Source organism: Virgibacillus sp. W0430 (assembly GCF_051846935.1).
Taxonomy (GTDB): Bacteria; Bacillota; Bacilli; order Bacillales; family Amphibacillaceae; genus JBPYCR01.
The window spans coordinates 29,207-44,849 of sequence record NZ_JBPYCS010000015.1; the positions used below are offsets into that span (position 1 = coordinate 29,207).

At 37.2% G+C, this 15,643-nt stretch carries 20 protein-coding genes and 1 other annotated feature; of the genes, 2 read left to right on the forward strand and 18 right to left on the reverse strand.

What is annotated here, in order from left to right; translation table 11 throughout:
* Positions 1-18: 18 nt before the first annotated feature.
* Positions 19-330, reverse strand: coding sequence for a post-transcriptional regulator (locus ACLIBH_RS09285; RefSeq protein ID WP_439316428.1), 312 nt, complete (start codon positions 328-330; stop codon positions 19-21).
* A gap of 115 nt (positions 331-445) precedes the next feature.
* On the opposite strand from ACLIBH_RS09285, the gene spoVB reads away from it, so the two are divergent.
* A complete protein-coding gene (gene spoVB, locus ACLIBH_RS09290; protein ID WP_439316429.1) occupies positions 446-1,999 on the forward strand; it encodes a stage V sporulation protein B in 1,554 nt (517 codons plus the stop codon).
* A gap of 142 nt (positions 2,000-2,141) precedes the next feature.
* Positions 2,142-2,519, forward strand: coding sequence for a TIGR04086 family membrane protein (locus tag ACLIBH_RS09295; protein WP_439316470.1), 378 nt, complete (start codon positions 2,142-2,144; stop codon positions 2,517-2,519).
* Positions 2,520-2,589: 70 nt separating this feature from the next.
* On the opposite strand, the gene yajC is transcribed toward ACLIBH_RS09295, so the two are convergent.
* The 17 genes from yajC to rplU all read right to left on the reverse strand — a co-directional run bounded on the left by yajC (position 2,590) and on the right by rplU (position 15,513).
* Positions 2,590-2,850 (reverse strand): preprotein translocase subunit YajC, encoded by a 261-nt coding sequence (gene yajC / locus ACLIBH_RS09300; RefSeq protein WP_439316430.1) that lies wholly within the window; start codon positions 2,848-2,850, stop codon positions 2,590-2,592.
* 21 nt (positions 2,851-2,871) lie between these two features.
* Complete coding sequence (gene tgt, locus ACLIBH_RS09305; protein WP_439316431.1) at positions 2,872-4,008, reverse strand: tRNA guanosine(34) transglycosylase Tgt; 1,137 nt, start codon at positions 4,006-4,008, stop codon at positions 2,872-2,874.
* Between the two features lie 15 nt (positions 4,009-4,023).
* Positions 4,024-5,055: a tRNA preQ1(34) S-adenosylmethionine ribosyltransferase-isomerase QueA gene (queA, locus tag ACLIBH_RS09310; RefSeq protein WP_439316432.1), complete on the reverse strand. Its 1,032-nt coding sequence runs from the start codon at positions 5,053-5,055 to the stop codon at positions 4,024-4,026.
* A gap of 21 nt (positions 5,056-5,076) precedes the next feature.
* Positions 5,077-5,274, reverse strand: a complete 198-nt coding sequence (locus ACLIBH_RS09315) for a DUF2905 domain-containing protein (protein WP_439316433.1) — start codon at positions 5,272-5,274, stop codon at positions 5,077-5,079.
* Positions 5,271-6,275 carry a Holliday junction branch migration DNA helicase RuvB gene (gene ruvB / locus ACLIBH_RS09320; RefSeq protein WP_439316434.1) on the reverse strand — a complete coding sequence of 335 codons (1,005 nt, stop codon included), beginning with the start codon at positions 6,273-6,275 and terminating at the stop codon, positions 5,271-5,273. Before ruvB ends, ACLIBH_RS09315 begins: the two co-directional genes overlap by 4 nt.
* A 98-nt stretch (positions 6,276-6,373) precedes the next feature.
* Complete coding sequence (gene ruvA, locus ACLIBH_RS09325) at positions 6,374-6,979, reverse strand: Holliday junction branch migration protein RuvA (RefSeq protein WP_439316435.1); 606 nt, start codon at positions 6,977-6,979, stop codon at positions 6,374-6,376.
* A gap of 68 nt (positions 6,980-7,047) precedes the next feature.
* A complete protein-coding gene (locus ACLIBH_RS09330) occupies positions 7,048-7,776 on the reverse strand; it encodes a YebC/PmpR family DNA-binding transcriptional regulator (RefSeq protein WP_439316436.1) in 729 nt (242 codons plus the stop codon).
* A 352-nt stretch (positions 7,777-8,128) separates the two neighbouring features.
* A complete protein-coding gene (locus ACLIBH_RS09335; protein ID WP_439316437.1) occupies positions 8,129-8,680 on the reverse strand; it encodes a YhcN/YlaJ family sporulation lipoprotein in 552 nt (183 codons plus the stop codon).
* 59 nt (positions 8,681-8,739) lie between these two features.
* Positions 8,740-9,486, reverse strand: coding sequence for an NAD(+) synthase (nadE, locus tag ACLIBH_RS09340; RefSeq protein WP_439316438.1), 747 nt, complete (start codon positions 9,484-9,486; stop codon positions 8,740-8,742).
* Positions 9,487-9,867: 381 nt separating this feature from the next.
* Positions 9,868-10,785, reverse strand: coding sequence for a SafA/ExsA family spore coat assembly protein (gene safA / locus ACLIBH_RS09345; protein WP_439316439.1), 918 nt, complete (start codon positions 10,783-10,785; stop codon positions 9,868-9,870).
* 481 nt (positions 10,786-11,266) lie between these two features.
* Positions 11,267-12,121, reverse strand: coding sequence for a prephenate dehydratase (pheA, locus tag ACLIBH_RS09350; RefSeq protein ID WP_439316440.1), 855 nt, complete (start codon positions 12,119-12,121; stop codon positions 11,267-11,269).
* A gap of 16 nt (positions 12,122-12,137) precedes the next feature.
* On the reverse strand, positions 12,138-12,587 hold the full coding sequence (locus ACLIBH_RS09355; RefSeq protein ID WP_439316441.1) for an ACT domain-containing protein: 450 nt from the start codon (positions 12,585-12,587) through the stop codon (positions 12,138-12,140).
* A gap of 28 nt (positions 12,588-12,615) precedes the next feature.
* Positions 12,616-13,887, reverse strand: coding sequence for a GTPase ObgE (gene obgE / locus ACLIBH_RS09360; RefSeq protein ID WP_439316442.1), 1,272 nt, complete (start codon positions 13,885-13,887; stop codon positions 12,616-12,618).
* A gap of 14 nt (positions 13,888-13,901) precedes the next feature.
* Complete coding sequence (locus ACLIBH_RS09365) at positions 13,902-14,429, reverse strand: Spo0B domain-containing protein (protein ID WP_439316443.1); 528 nt, start codon at positions 14,427-14,429, stop codon at positions 13,902-13,904.
* Between the two features lie 137 nt (positions 14,430-14,566).
* Complete coding sequence (rpmA, locus tag ACLIBH_RS09370; RefSeq protein WP_439316444.1) at positions 14,567-14,857, reverse strand: 50S ribosomal protein L27; 291 nt, start codon at positions 14,855-14,857, stop codon at positions 14,567-14,569.
* Entirely contained in the window at positions 14,857-15,195 is a 339-nt protein-coding gene (locus ACLIBH_RS09375) for a ribosomal-processing cysteine protease Prp (protein ID WP_439316445.1), read from the reverse strand. The genes rpmA and ACLIBH_RS09375 overlap by 1 nt, the downstream gene beginning before the upstream one ends.
* Positions 15,196-15,204: 9 nt before the next feature.
* Positions 15,205-15,513, reverse strand: a complete 309-nt coding sequence (gene rplU / locus ACLIBH_RS09380) for a 50S ribosomal protein L21 (RefSeq protein WP_439316446.1) — start codon at positions 15,511-15,513, stop codon at positions 15,205-15,207.
* 16 nt (positions 15,514-15,529) lie between these two features.
* Positions 15,530-15,601 (reverse strand) — a sequence feature (ribosomal protein L21 leader region).
* Positions 15,602-15,643: the final 42 nt, after the last annotated feature.

A 15,643-nucleotide genomic window follows, 5' to 3' on the forward strand; every position in this document is an offset into this window, starting at 1 on the left:
TGGGGAATAACGCTGCGTCTATTCGTTTGTTATTGCTTCATTAAATGGATCATTTAAAGCGTTAATAGTTGCTAGTAAATCATCTTCCTGATCCTGACTCTGTACCGTTAAATAACTCATATATGTAGTACTATTTAAATGAAAAATATCTTGTACGATCTCATAAAGTCGCTTAGATGGATTATTTTTCCACACTTTATTTACTAAACATTCCCATATTCCTTCAAGAGTTGCTTCTGAATACCCCATTAATTGCATTTCCTTAGCCTTGCTTATTAAAGCAGGCTCTACATAAGTTTTCCAGTTATCAACCGTCTTTACCTCTTCCAACAAGTACCCTCCTCAACACGGAACAAGTATTAGTTCTTGTCATGCTTGGCCGACATACAAGCATATATATCATTGTATATGAATTTTTATTTTTTGAGAAGGCAGGTCGTTCATAATGACGAAACAGTCATTTTTAAAAGGTACACTTATTTTAATTTTCGCTGGTATGATCACCCGTTTTTTAGGTTTTATTAATCGTATCGTCGTTGCTCGTTTAATGGGTGAAGAAGGTGTTGGTCTGTATATGATGGCCCTGCCAACCTTGTTTTTAGTCATTACATTCGCTCAAATCGGATTGCCTGTAGCTATTTCCAAGCGAATAGCAGAAGCGGATGCAAAAAATGACACAACGAAAGTGAAAAAAATTCTTGTCGTATCCTTAGTAATTGTTACAATTACGAGCATAATCTTTACAATTGGAATGTTTATTGCAATTCCATACATTGCAACTACGTTATTAACGGATCAACGCACGATCTACCCTTTAATGGCTATTAGTCCAATCGTACCGATTATTGCAATTTCATCTGTTTTAAAAGGATACTTCCAAGGCAAACAAAACATGAAGCCGCAAAGCTATGCTCAGATTATTGAGCAAGTGATACGCATATCTTGTGTATTTATGTTAGTAAAATTCGCTTTGCCATATGGTGTAGAATTTGCCGCAGCAGGTGCAATGATTAGTGTAATTATAGGAGAATTCGCATCACTCGTATTTATGCTTTTCTTATTTAAAAGTAAAAAGGTCGTTTCTATACGCTATCGCTTTTTCGCCTACTTAAAAGATAGTAAAGATACATTGAGATCATTGTTTTCCATTGCACTTCCTAATACAGGGAGTAAATTGATTAGCTCGATTTCAAATTTTATGGAACCAATTATCGTTTCTCAAAGCTTGGCAATTGCCGGTGTAGCTACAACAGTAGCTACAAAACAATACGGTGAATTAACAGGCTATGTGCTGCCGCTATTATTTTTACCTACATTTATTACACATTCACTTTCCATTGCATTAGTGCCATCTATCGCTGAAGCAGAAGCCAAAAATAATAAACGATTGATCCATTACAGGATTCATCAATCGATACGAATATCTTTTGCTTCTGGTGCTCTTGCCACAATCGTTCTATCTATTTTTTCTGTAACAATACTAACATATATGTATGGCACAGCAAACGCAAGTAAATATTTAGTTTTAATGGCTCCTTTTTTTATTATGTTATATATCCAATCTCCATTGCAAGCCGCTCTTATGGCTCTGGATTTAGCAAAGCCAGCGATGAAAAATAGTTTAATAGGTGCAGCTTGTAAATTTATTGTACTATTCCTTTTGGCTTCCAATAATGATTTTGGAATTTTTGGCGTTGCCATTGCAATGTCTGTAGGTGTCGTACTTATTACGTTGCTTCATTTAGCCACTCTTTATAAAGAAATTCATTTTTCTATTCAAATTGTTGACCTAGGAAAGATGGTCGTACTTGTCTTACTAACAGCCACAATCGGGAACAGTTTAAAAGTATTATTTGGCACAACGGCATCAAACGTAATTGTTTTTATATGTATGCTTGGATTATTGACTGTTGCTTATCTCATTTGTTTATTTACTTTAAAATTCATTACAAAAGAAGAATTAAAGCAAATACCGATTATTAAAAAGTGGTTCGTATAAATAATGTAACGAATGGTTTTGTTTCAAAATGGTTTCCTAGCCAGAAAAGGAACCAAACTATCTTTAAAAAAGCCGTCTAAAATTTACCACGATGAATAAAATGAAAATAAGTGGACAAACAAAGGGGGTGGCATAAATCAATATAAATAGCAATCAGTTTACTGCGCTCGTTTATGGTTGGATTGTCGTTTTAGGACTTGTTCTTATTTCAAGTGTTACACTTGCCTTTCTATTGCGTTTTACATCGTTAAATGAGCCGATGGTTTCCTATGTCACATTGGCAATTGGTCTTATTTCTTTATTTACTGGAGGCATTGTTGCAGGTGTTAAAGGGAAAGGAAAAGGTTGGTTAATAGGCGGAATTACAGGTATTGGTTTTACATTTTTTACATTTTTAGTTCAATACCTTGGTTTTGAACAAGGGTTTTCGCTGCAACAATCCTTACACCATGTTGGCTATATTCTAGCAGCTTTGATCGGTGGAATTGTTGGGGTTAATCTTGTTGCAGAAAAAAAGTAATATAAATTGGAACAAGGCAGCTGTACAAACAGTTGCCTTGTTTATGTACTGCAGATCGTTTTTAACTAGTCTAGCTTTGTTTTACTTCACGAATTGCAGATCGATCATATTTTAGCCTGTTATTATCACCACAAGCTATTACGACTGTATCTTCATCAATTGCATGTACTTCACCATGCAAACCACCAATCGTTACAATTAAATCTCCCTTTTTTAAGTCAGACTGCATTTGTCTAACTTGCTTTTGACGCTTTTGTTGTGGTCGAATAAGCAAAAAGTAAAAGATTACAAACATTAATATAATTGGTGACAAGGAAATAAGAGTTTCCATTATGAGTTATTCCTCCCCTCATTAAAAGTTTTTCGGATGCATATCATTGAATCCATATTGTTCAAAGAATGCTTCTTTAAAATCGCCAAGTCGATCATCAATAATTGCTGCTCGTACTTGCTCCATTAATTTTAACAGAAAATATAAGTTATGGTAAGTAGTAAGTCGAAATCCGAATGTTTCATTACATTTTATTAAATGTCGGATGTATGCTCGTGTATAATTTTTACATACGTAACAGCTACAATTTTCATCAATAGGTCGAAAATCTCGAGAAAACTTCGCATTCCTTACTACTAAACGACCATTAGATGTCATGCATGTGCCGTTTCGAGCAATTCGTGTAGGTAAGACACAATCAAACATATCAATTCCTCGAATGGCGCCCTCAATTAATGAGTCTGGCGAACCAACTCCCATTAAATAACGCGGCTTATTAGCAGGCATTAGTGGTGTTGTATATTCCAATACTTCGTTCATAATATGCTTTGGCTCGCCTACAGACAAACCACCGATAGCATAGCCTGGAAAATCTAAAGAAATCAGATCCGCTGCACTTTGTTTTCGCAAATCTTCAAATTCGCCACCTTGAATAATTCCAAATAGAGCTTGTTCATTTGGCCGCATATGTGCATTCAGGCTTCTCTCCGCCCACCTTGACGTTCTCTCGATCGATTCCTTCATGTAAGCATGTGTTGCAGGAAATGGCGGGCACTCATCCAATACCATCATAATATCGGGTCCTAGATCATTTTGTATTTGCATTGCTTTTTCAGGAGAAAAAAATAATTTTTCGCCGCTTAAATGATGACGAAAGTGTACACCTTCTTCAGTAATTTCTCTCGTATTACTCAAACTAAACACTTGAAAACCGCCCGAGTCCGTTAATATCGGTCTCTTCCAATTCATAAAAGTGTGTAATCCGCCAGCTTCTTTTACAATGTCTTCTCCTGGTCGAAGCCAAAGATGATACGTATTAGATAATATTATTTGTGCATTCATTTCAAGTAATTCTTCTGGGCTCATCGTTTTGACAGTAGCTAATGTCCCTACTGGCATAAACATAGGAGTATCAAAAGACCCGTGAGGTGTGTGAACCTTTCCAAGCCTTGCACCTGTTTGCTTGCATGTTTTAATGTGTTCATACGTAATTGGCATAGTTACTGTCATTCCTTATTTTAAAATTAGCATAGCATCTCCAAAGCTAAAAAAGCGGTATTGCTTACAAATTGCTTCATTATACGCTTTCAACACACGATCCTTTCCAGCGAATGCACTTACAAGCATAATTAAAGTAGACTTCGGTAAATGAAAGTTTGTAATAAGTCCGTCTATTGCTCGAAACGTGTATGGTGGATAAATAAAAATGTTCGTCCATCCACTTGAATGCTTCAATTCGCCATTATGATCGCGAGCAATTGTTTCTAATGTTCGTGTTGTTGTAGTTCCAACAGCAATTATTTTTCCACCTTGTTTTTTAATGTTCATTAATGTCTCCGCTGTTTCTTCTGACATATGATAAAACTCTGCATGCATTTCATGATTTTCAATCGACTCAGCGCTCACCGGACGAAATGTACCAAGCCCAACATGCAACGTTATGTACTGAATCAGAACGCCTTTCTTTTTAATTTCTTCAAGTAATTCTTCTGTAAAGTGAAGGCCAGCTGTAGGTGCAGCTGCTGATCCTGTTTCTTTTGCATAAACTGTTTGATACCGTTCTTTTTCGGGTAGCTGCTCTTTAATATATGGAGGAAGAGGCATTTCTCCCAGCTCCTCCAGCAACTCATAAAAAATTCCGTCATAATAAAAATCAAATACACATCCACCATGCGCTTTTTTTTCGACACAAATCATACGTAATTTTCCATTACCTACAATTATTTCCGTACCGATTTTCACACGCTTTGCCGGCTTTACGAGTGTTTCCCAGCGTTCGCCTTCTATTTGATGGAGCAACAATATTTCTATTTTTGCGCCTGAATCCTTTTTTATACCGTAAATCCTTGCTGGCAACACGCGCGTATCGTTAAGTACTAAGCAGTCCCCTTCTTTTAAATAGTGAACAATTTCCGAAAAAACGGTGTGGTTTATTGTATCCGCTTGCTTATTTAATACGAGCAAGCGAGACGATGTACGATCCTTCAATGGTGTTTGAGCGATTAATTGTTCAGGTAAATTAAAATCAAAATCCTCTACATTCATTTGTATATTCTCCCTAAGTGTTTACCGAAATTTACTAATAATAAATAAAACGAGCGACAAAATAATACTAACAACAATAGAAGTCATTATTGGAAAATGAAAGGAAAAATTCCCTTTTTTAAAAGTGAAATCTCCAGGGAGTTTACCAATAAATGTCCACAAGGCACCGATAAGTAAAAAAGTGATACCGAGCAACATAAAAAGTTTTCCTACATTCATTCGGAATCGTACCCTTTCATTCCAAAATGGGTATATGCTTTATGTGTTACAACTCTTCCCCTAGGGGTTCGTTGAATAAATCCAATTTGAAGCAAATAAGGCTCGTAAACATCTTCAATTGTTTGCGGCTCCTCCCCAATTGTTGCTGAAATTGTATCTAAGCCAACCGGACCTCCTTTAAAGCCTTCTATCATACCTTTTAGGAGCTTATGGTCAATATGGTCTAAACCAGCACTGTCCACCTGCAGCATTTGTAATGCGAGCTCCGTAGTGGCCAAACGAATTTCTGATTCTCCTCTAACTTGAGAAATATCACGAATCCTTTTAAAAAGCCGATTTGCTATTCGTGGAGTTCCTCTTGAGCGACCGGCTACTTCCGCAGCTGCTTCTTTTGTAATGGTCATGTCAAATATTTCAGCTGTTCGCTCTATAATCGCGCATAAATCCTTCGTCTCATAAAACTCTAATCTGCTTAATACGCCAAATCGATCTCGTAACGGTGCAGATAACAAACCTGCTCTCGTAGTTGCTCCAACTAATGTAAATGGGGGAAGATCAATTCGAACGGATCGTGCGCTTGGTCCCGTACCAATAACAATATCAAGGAAAAAGTCCTCCATTGCTGGATATAGCACCTCTTCAACAGAATGAGGCAATCGATGAATTTCATCAATAAACAAAATATCGCCAGGCTCTAATGAGGAAAGTATTGCGGCTAAATCCCCCGCCCTTTCAATTGCAGGCCCTGAGGTTGATCGAAATTGCACTCCCATCTCATTAGCGATTATTGCTGCTAGCGTTGTCTTTCCCAAACCTGGCGGGCCATATAAAAGTACATGATCTAGTGGCTCGTTGCGCATTTTAGCTGCCTGGATAAAAATATGTAAGTTTTGTTTTACTTTATCCTGACCAATATATTGATCTAACCTTGCTGGTCGCAAGCTTAACTCTACCGAAGCATCCTCAAGCGTTTCTTCGCCAGTAACCACCCGATCCTCCATACAGTAACCCCCTTATATACGATGCTTTTTTCCTCTTGTCACTGTCTTATTTCCTCTTCACAATCGTTTTGTAGAAGCAAACGCTTTGATATTTAAAATCAACTTTTCATTAATAAAGCCAGCCCATTTTTAATAATCTCATCCGTATTTCCTTTGTTTATTTGGAGAAGATTTGGTTTTATGCTACGTAGTTCTCGATCTGTATAACCTAAGGCTTTTAACGCAGCAAATGCTTCTTCCATTGCAATAGAAAAATTTGGTTCTGTTTCCTTATCTGTTATTGGTACTGAGCCAACTCGAAGGAGCCCAGTAAGCTTGCCCTTCAAATCAAGAATAATTTGCCGTGCTGTCTTTTTCCCAACACCTGGAAATGAAGTCAAATACTTTTCATCCTCTTGTTCAATCGCTTGAATAAACTCATTTACTTCGATACTACCAAGGATCGCAATACCACTTTTAGGTCCGATACCTGAAACTGAAATAAGTTTTGTAAATAACCGCTTCTCGTCTTCTGTTTTAAATCCATACAGTTGTTGCACATCTTCTCTTATGTGATGGTAAGTATAAACAAAGATTTCCTTATTCAATATCTGTTGAAACGAAAACGGATTGGAACAAAGTATTTCATAACCAATTCCATTCACATCAACAGTAATCGTATCGTCAGCAATAAACGTCAAAACCCCTTTAACATAACTAATCATTTCCCGTCCCCTTTTAAGACAATAATCCAATTCGGAAACAATGGCTCCGAGTGCAAGTCGTTTTCTTTCTAAGACCTCTCCATATTATGGTGAATATCTTGTACATCCTCGGAAGCTTCTAACATACCAATTAATTGGAGCATTTTTTCCTCATCGCTTTCCGTGAGCTGACTAAACGTTTGTGGAATAAGAGTTATTTCTGCTTCTTCGATGGTATACCCGTTTTCACGCAAATGTGATGTCACGTCGTGTAATTGTTCAGGGATGGTATAAATTTCATATACACCTTCAGACGTTTCAATGTCGTCAGCCCCAGCTTCAATTGCAGCTAGTGTGAGCTCATCTTCATCTATTAAGCGTTCTTCATCGATAATTACAATATAGCCTTTTCGATCAAACATGAAAGATACACAGCCCGATTCACCAAGGTTCCCATTATTTTTAGTAAATGCATGCCTTACTTCCGCTGCTGTTCTGTTACGGTTATCTGTCAATACGTGAACGATAATTGCCGTTCCACCTGGTCCGTACCCTTCATATGTAATTTCTTCATAACTTGCACCATCTAACGTTCCTGTCGCTTTTTTAATAGCTCGATCTATATTATCATTCGGCATATTATCAGCCTTTGCTTTGTCAACAGCAAGTCGTAATGCTGGATTTGTTTCTGGATCTCCTCCTGCTTGTTTCGCAGCAGTATAGATTGCTTTTGCGTGACGCATAAAGATTTTCCCTTTTTTTGCATCTTGCGCATTTTTACGTCTTTGAATATTATGCCACTTGGAATGACCAGCCACTGGACATTCTCCTCTCTAGAAAATTCAAATCTAAGTATATCAAAAATATCACTATATATTAAGCACAACCCTCTCGTAGAGTCTGTCAAATAGATCGCAAACTACTTGCACTTATGAATTTATGTAGCGGAAAAGGGGAATCCTAGCATTATTTAAAGAGCTTTTAGTATATGCTAGGAGCAGAAAAACGTTAATGCGCTCTTTCTTATTTTTTTACAGAAGGTTTGTGATTATAAGTTGGTAGCTGCATGTAAAAAAACGTTATATTTTTTTATTATCTCCCTACTGGTTTTAATTCCGATAATCGAACTGTAATACTAGGCAATCGTCCTTACAGTTCGATCTTTTCTCATTATTCATCCTTTATTCGTATATTAAAATTCTCTTCAAAATAATGCTCTAAATTTTCTGCGATTTCCCTTTGTTTTAAACCAGCCTGAAGGTGACGCATTCTATTCCAGTGTATCTCATCCGTAAAAATTATTACTTCTTTTTCAGGGACGATTTCTTGTACAATTTGTCGTATGTTGTTACTAATATTGTCATTCGTATAATCGTTCAACGTAACAAAAACAATGATTTTACTATCTACGAGAGCTGCCTGTGCTTGCTTTATATCCGTTTTTCTTTGTAACGTTTGGGCGATTAATAAAGATTCTTCTGTATTAAATATATTTCTTTCGTTGCCATCTGGAGCGATTCCTGCTTCATCACTTTGATAGTAATCTTTGTCGGCATAATCATTAATTCCATGGCGTGCATTGTACTCTTCTTTCGTTTCATATCGAATTGGGTTTGGATTTGTACCCTCTTTTTCTTGTGACGTATCCTTTTGTCCATTCGAACAGCCCACAAACAACATAAACATTGCTGCAATCCATATTAAGTTCACCTTTTTTAGCAATTAGAAAACCTCCTTTATTTTATAGTTTTTCAACAAAGGAGGTCTTTAATCGTGTTAATTTAAGGTAACGATCGTCTAAATTGCGAAGGTATGTTTCGTTTATGCTCTGTCTGTTTGTGCATTTTTTCAATGATTAAGCGATCTTCATCTGGTACAGGCTCTCCTTTAATGAATGCGTCAATTTTGTCATATGTTGTACCCATTTCTTCTTCATCTGTTTGACCTTCCCACAGATCTGCACTTGGTTTTTTATTTATAATATCATGAGGTACACCTAAATATTCCGCTAATTCACGAACTTCCTGTTTCGTAAAATCAACGATTGGCAGCATATCAACCCCGCCATCTCCATACTTTGTAAAATAACCTGTAAACCATTCGGATGCATTGTCAGTGCCTACAACTAAATAGCGATAATTTGTCGCTATCGTGTATAACGTACTCATACGAAGCCGAGCTCGTAAGTTAGCGTCAGCCATACGGTCTGTCTCTTTATTCCATTCGTTATTTTCGATGAGTTGATTTTTTATATTCGAATACAACATTTTGTGTGTTTCTGTTAGATCGATCGTTAAAGGAGTAATTTTACTTTCAGCGATTACTTGGTCTGCATGAGCGATATCTTTCGGATTGCTCTTAAGTGGCATTGCAACACCTAAGGAAGCGTTAGGGAAAGCGCGTTTTATTAAATATGCTACGACAGCTGAATCTAAACCACCACTGACTCCTACTAATAGTCCATTTGCATTTGCTTGTTTCGTTTGTAGCTGCAACCATTCCACTATTTGATTAACGGTTTTTTCCACGTGTAGATCGCTCCTTTTAGTATTATTTCTCGTCTATCTATTTTAACATTGAATGCCAGTTAAACAAAAGAGAAACAAAAATAAGGATTGAGTCAAGTATTTGTGGGTGTTATTTTAAGAAGTTAAAAAACCTCTCTTTGTATTCTTTAATTTTAGTATTGATTCCTACCGACCGCAGTAGATATACACTACGCTTTCCGAGGAGGATGAAGCCGTGCCCGCGGAAAGCATCCACCTGCAGTGAAAATCAACGGTGTTATTCATGTGTATATCGTTCGAAGTAAAATTGATCACATATTATCTAGTTAGATTCGTGCATCTGTTCCCCCACAAACATTTTACTCATACCAAAAATAAGAAGAGACGATCTATCGCCTCTTCTTATTTTTTTCCTTCATCAGACTTTTCGTATCCTGTATGGGAGCTTCCATGTAAATTAGGTGGTGTAGGATTGGAGCGTAACTGTCGATTTGGAGGATATGGCTCTGTTGAGTGATGGTGCATATTCATCGTATATCCTTCTCCCATATGATCGTTGGGGTGCATATTAGTCATTGGCATCTGTCCAAAATTCATCTGTTGATTTTCCATCGATAAGCCCGTATGTGGATACGCAGAAATAGGATGTTGCATTTCTGAAGATCCGTCCATCATTCCATGCGGACAACTAGGTGGTTGACCGCCATACTGCATATAATTAGCTGGCATTTGCATTGGTTGCATTGGCATATGATTAAAGTGCATAGGTGTGCAACAAGGATGGATATAATGACAGCACATTGGCATCATTGGCATTTGGTTGCATGAACTTGGCACCTTCATTTGATCATGTAGATACGTATCCTGTTCTTTTTTTGCTTCCGTTTTGTTTATCGATTGTTCTTTTGCCATCTCTTTTTTATTTTCTTTTGGCTTTAGAGGTTCCGGAGCCTTTGGATAATCAAATGTCTTAGTCTGATACAGCTCTTGATCCATAACTGGCAACGGATGAATAGGATAGACGGGCATATGGTACATCGGCATTTTTAGCTGTATATCTTTTGGCTTTTCGTTATCATCCTCTTTAATTTGTGGCTTCGGTTTAACTTCAATGTTCTCTGTTTGCTTTATCGCTTGTTCCTTTCCCATTTGTTTTTTTACTTGCTTGGCCGAACTTGGAATCTTAACTTTCATTCCAGGCATTATCATATCTGGACTAGCTACTTGCGCGTTCATCTGCTTTAATTCCTCAAAGGCAACACCATACTGCTTGGCAATCTCCCATAATGTATCCCCTTTTTGTACAATGTGTATCTTCAAACGAACCAAACTCCTTTCTATCGTTAATGATCTAGGCTAATTACTCTATATCAACATATGCATCGGATTCATAAAAGTTGAAAAAATTTAGGAAACAACTATTAATTCTGATATTAAAAGAAAATCGAGCAAAACTGGATAGGTTCGAAGGTAATATACCATTTATTTAATCAAAATATTATAAGAGTTTGTTGCTGCCTATAAAAACTTGCATTTGTTCTAAGCAATAATACTACCGGATTTTACTCGTTGTTCTAAAAGAAGTAACATCTTTTTTAGGTTCTCTGGCGTAATGTGATTTTCCCTCATCAACGGCATATATTGTACATCTCGTCTTTTTGACGCCAAAAAAGCCGTCTTCTCCTTACCGTTTTCGTAACGGTTTTTACATGAGAAGACGGCTGAAATCCAACCGACTTTAAGTTTACTTCAACCAGCTTATAACTCCGTATTCCCTGATTTACAAGCGAGCACATTTCTGTTATACATTCAACTGATATACAGGGTACGTTCCTAAAACTGTAACTTGGCACCCTAATGCTTCCAGCTCTCCTTTTACACCTGGAAATAACACATCATCATATGGTTCATTTACATCAATAATAAAAAAATAGTTTCCTAATCCTGTTTTCATCGGTCTCGACTCAATTTTGGATAAGTTCATTTTTCGCCAAGCAAATGCTGATAACACTTGATGAAGAACACCTGCCTGGTCACTTGGTAGGGTAATTAATAAACTTGTCTTTTCTGTTTGTACAGCATGTTTAATTTTTACTTTACTTTTGTCCTTTGTCAATACCGCAAATCGTGTGTGATTATTTGGATAGTCATGAATGTTTTCTTTATAAATCTTTAATCCGTACTCTTTTGCTGCTAGTGAATTTCCTATTGCAGCAATGGAAGCGTGGGCTTCGCTTACGAGCTCTGCTGCTTTTCCAGTTGAAGATTCATAATAAATCGAAGCACTTGGCATATATTGATGAATAAATTGATGACATTGTGCTATTGCATGACTATGGGAGTGCAAACCTTGAATATCGCTTAAATCACCGCTGAATGAATGCGGTACGAGTAAATGCTGTTTGATTGGAACTATTATTTCTGCTGCGATTGGCAGACGAACTTGGTGTACTAAATAGTCGATCGTTAAATGGACCGTTCCTTCAATTGCATTTTCCATAGGTACGACCCCTATCTCAATCTCATCTGATGCGACCGCATCGATACATTCAGGGATCGTTGTAAAACTATGTTTATGTTCTCCATTAAATGCTGCATCCACTGCTAATTTTGTAAAAGTACCTTTTGGGCCTAAATAGCCGATTCTATTTCTCAACCAATTTTCCTCCTCGTTATACCCCGGAGCTTAACATATCTACACGTTCAACAAAATCCAGTTGATTTAAATTATGAATTAAATCGCTAATACTTCCTTCTATAAGTGAAATATCCAAAGACAGGGTTACATTTGCCTTTCCTTGTATCGGGATCGTTTGGTGAATCGTCAAGACGTTACATCCCATCTCAGCTGCAATTTTTAAAAGCTTGGATAATGTACCCGTCCGATCTTCAATATGAAAAAATAACGTTATAATTTTTTCTTTTACCATTGCTTTAAATGGATAAACCGAATCTTTATATTTATAGTAAGCACTTCGAGACAAACCTACTTTTTGAACGGCTTTATAGATTGTCATATTCTTCCCATGTTCAAGTAGCTCTTTTACCTCGATTGTTTTTTTCATTGCTTCGGGTAAAACATCTTGTCGCACCAAATAAAACTTTTCTTTATCTTTCTCCATAGCAATCCCTCATTTATTGATCCTGTTCTCATTCAACAAATTCGAATTCAAAGTCAAGTAAACGAACACTATCTCCATCCAATGCACCCCGCTGACGTAGCGCTTCATCGACACCCATTTTCCGTAGCTGTCTTGCAAACCGCTGTACAGACTCATCTGTACTAAAGTCAGTCATTTTGAAAAGTCGTTCAATCTTTTCTCCTGATAAAACAAATGTACCGTCCGATTCCCGATGTATATTAAAGTTAGCTATTTGTTTCTCGTATCGGTAGTGTACTTTTTCCTGGTGCTCTTGTTCAGCCTTTGGAATAGTTTCTAATTGATCGGCTATCGCAAACAATACTTCTTTTAACCCATTTTTTGTTAGTGCTGAGATTGGGTATACAGGTAAACGATCGCCTAACTTTTTCTTAAATTGCTGTAAATTTTCCTCTGCACCGGGCATGTCCATTTTATTTGCTATAATGATCTGTGGCCTGTCAAGCAAAGTTGTATCATATTCAGATAATTCAACGTTTATTTTTGTAAAATCTTCATAAGGGTCTCTTTCTTCCGTACGTGCCATATCAATTACATGGACAATAAGTCTTGTTCGTTCGACGTGACGTAGAAACTGATGCCCAAGACCGACCCCTTCATGCGCTCCTTCAATTAAACCTGGTAAGTCCGCCATAACAAAGCTGCGCTGATCTTCCGTTGCAACGACACCTAAATTTGGTGCTAAAGTAGTAAAATGATAATCTGCTATTTTAGGCTTCGCTGCACTAACAACAGAAAGCAGTGTCGACTTTCCTACACTTGGAAATCCTACAAGTCCAACATCAGCAATAACTTTAAGCTCGACTGTAATATCTTTCTCTTGGCCTGGTTCACCATTTTCTGCAATATTAGGAGCAGGGTTATTAGGCGTAGCAAATCGCATGTTTCCGCGACCACCACGTCCGCCTTGAACAATAACCGCTCGCTGCTTGCTCGCTGTCAAGTCAGCCAAAACACTTCCAGTATCTTTATCGTAAACGGTCGTACCAGGGGGAACGTAAACAACGAGCGGATCGGCATTTTTGCCATGCTTGCCCTTACTCATCCCATTTTCTCCGCGTTTTGCTTTAAAATGACGGTTGTAACGAAAATCCATTAAAGTGTTTAGTCCTTCATCAACTTCAAAAACAATGTCTCCACCATTACCACCGTCACCACCAGCAGGCCCGCCTTTTGGTACGTATTTTTCACGTCGATAAGCAACAAGGCCATTTCCACCATCACCTGCTTTTACAAATACGGTTACCTGATCAACAAACATCTTTTTCACCTCTTTTAATGACAAGGAACAGTAAACCTACAATTAAATCCTGTATCCGTTCCTAGAACATCATATATTTTATCCTTTTGAACACATTTTTTGAAATTTTCTAAGCAAAGATCCTTACCATCAAACGAAAAATCTACTATAATCTTCGCATTGTCCGCTTGTTTATGAATACTTAGCTTTCCTTCAAAAAACGCGTCCTTTTCACTATGCTTTTCCAAGCAATGCATAAGATTTGCGCACAACAGTACAAGTTGATCGTCTGTACTTTGAAGATTAAGGTTTTCAATAAACATATCGTATGTTATTCGGATGTTTCCATACACATGATTGAATTGCATAACCCATATCGCAAATTTAGGAGCTTGGAGGCTGAGTAACTTGCGCTCATTGTGAAAATTGTCGACGACTTGTGCGACCTTCTCGTTTACTTTTTTATTCATTTCCATATTTATGTACCCTTGAATAATTTGCAGTTCATTTAAAATATCATGCCGATAATTTTGTATAAATTGGACGAGTTTTTCTTCATTCACATTTAATTCCCCCTATTGTTATAGAAATTATAGCAAATAGGAGAAATGAATCATATTGATATATTTAATATTTGATATTTATATGATGAAAAGACTAAAAATAAAAACTCCAACCGGTACGATTGGAGTTTTTATAATTATGCTTCTTGTGATACAGGATAAATACTTACTTTTTTACGGTCACGGCCATACCGTTCAAATTTAACGACTCCATCAACTTTAGCAAAAAGTGTGTCATCTCCACCACGGCCGACGTTTTCACCCGGATAGATTTTTGTTCCGCGTTGACGGTACAAAATTGAGCCGCCTGTTACAAATTGACCATCTGCACGCTTCGCACCTAACCGTTTAGCGTGAGAGTCACGACCGTTTCTCGTACTACCTGCACCTTTTTTCTGTGCAAAAAACTGTAAGTCTAAACGTAACATTATCCAGCACCTCCTTCATTGATCTTTATAAACTGCGCATAATCGCGTTCAATTGTCTGCAAAGATATTAACATCGCTTCAAATAGATAACTAGCTTGATCGAATTGATCTTTTACAATCGACTTAGGTAGTTTCACATCTAAAAAACCACCATCAGAAGCTTGATCTATTTCAAGTTGTAGATTGCATAGCTCCATGACTGCATTAACCGCACCAAATGTGACAGCAGAAACTCCAGCACATACAAGATCGTAACCATACGGGCCGCTTTCTGCATGTCCATCAATTTGAAAGCCAGTTATCTTGTCCGCTTTGCGAAAAACATTTACATTAATCATCGGTTTGCCTTACGCGTTAATTTTATCAATTACAAGCTTCGTATATGGCTGACGATGTCCTTGTGTACGATGATAATTTTTTCTGCGCTTATATTTATACACTCTTATTTTTTTCTGACGACCTTGCTTTTCAACTTTTGCAGTAACAGAAGCACCTTCAACGTAAGGAGATCCAACTTTAACATCTTCTCCGCTTACAAATAATACTTTGTCAAAAGTTACTGATTCGTCTGCTTCAGCATTGACCTTTTCAACATAAATTGCTTGGCCTTCTTCAACTTTTACTTGCTTACCACCTGTTTCAATAATTGCATACATCTTTTAATGCACCTCCTAATATACTCAGACTCGCCATACAGGTACTCCATTACAAGTTTGAACCTGATCTGTGCGGTTGTAGCGTGGTGCTACAATAATAACAAAACAATGTTATCACATTGATTTTTTC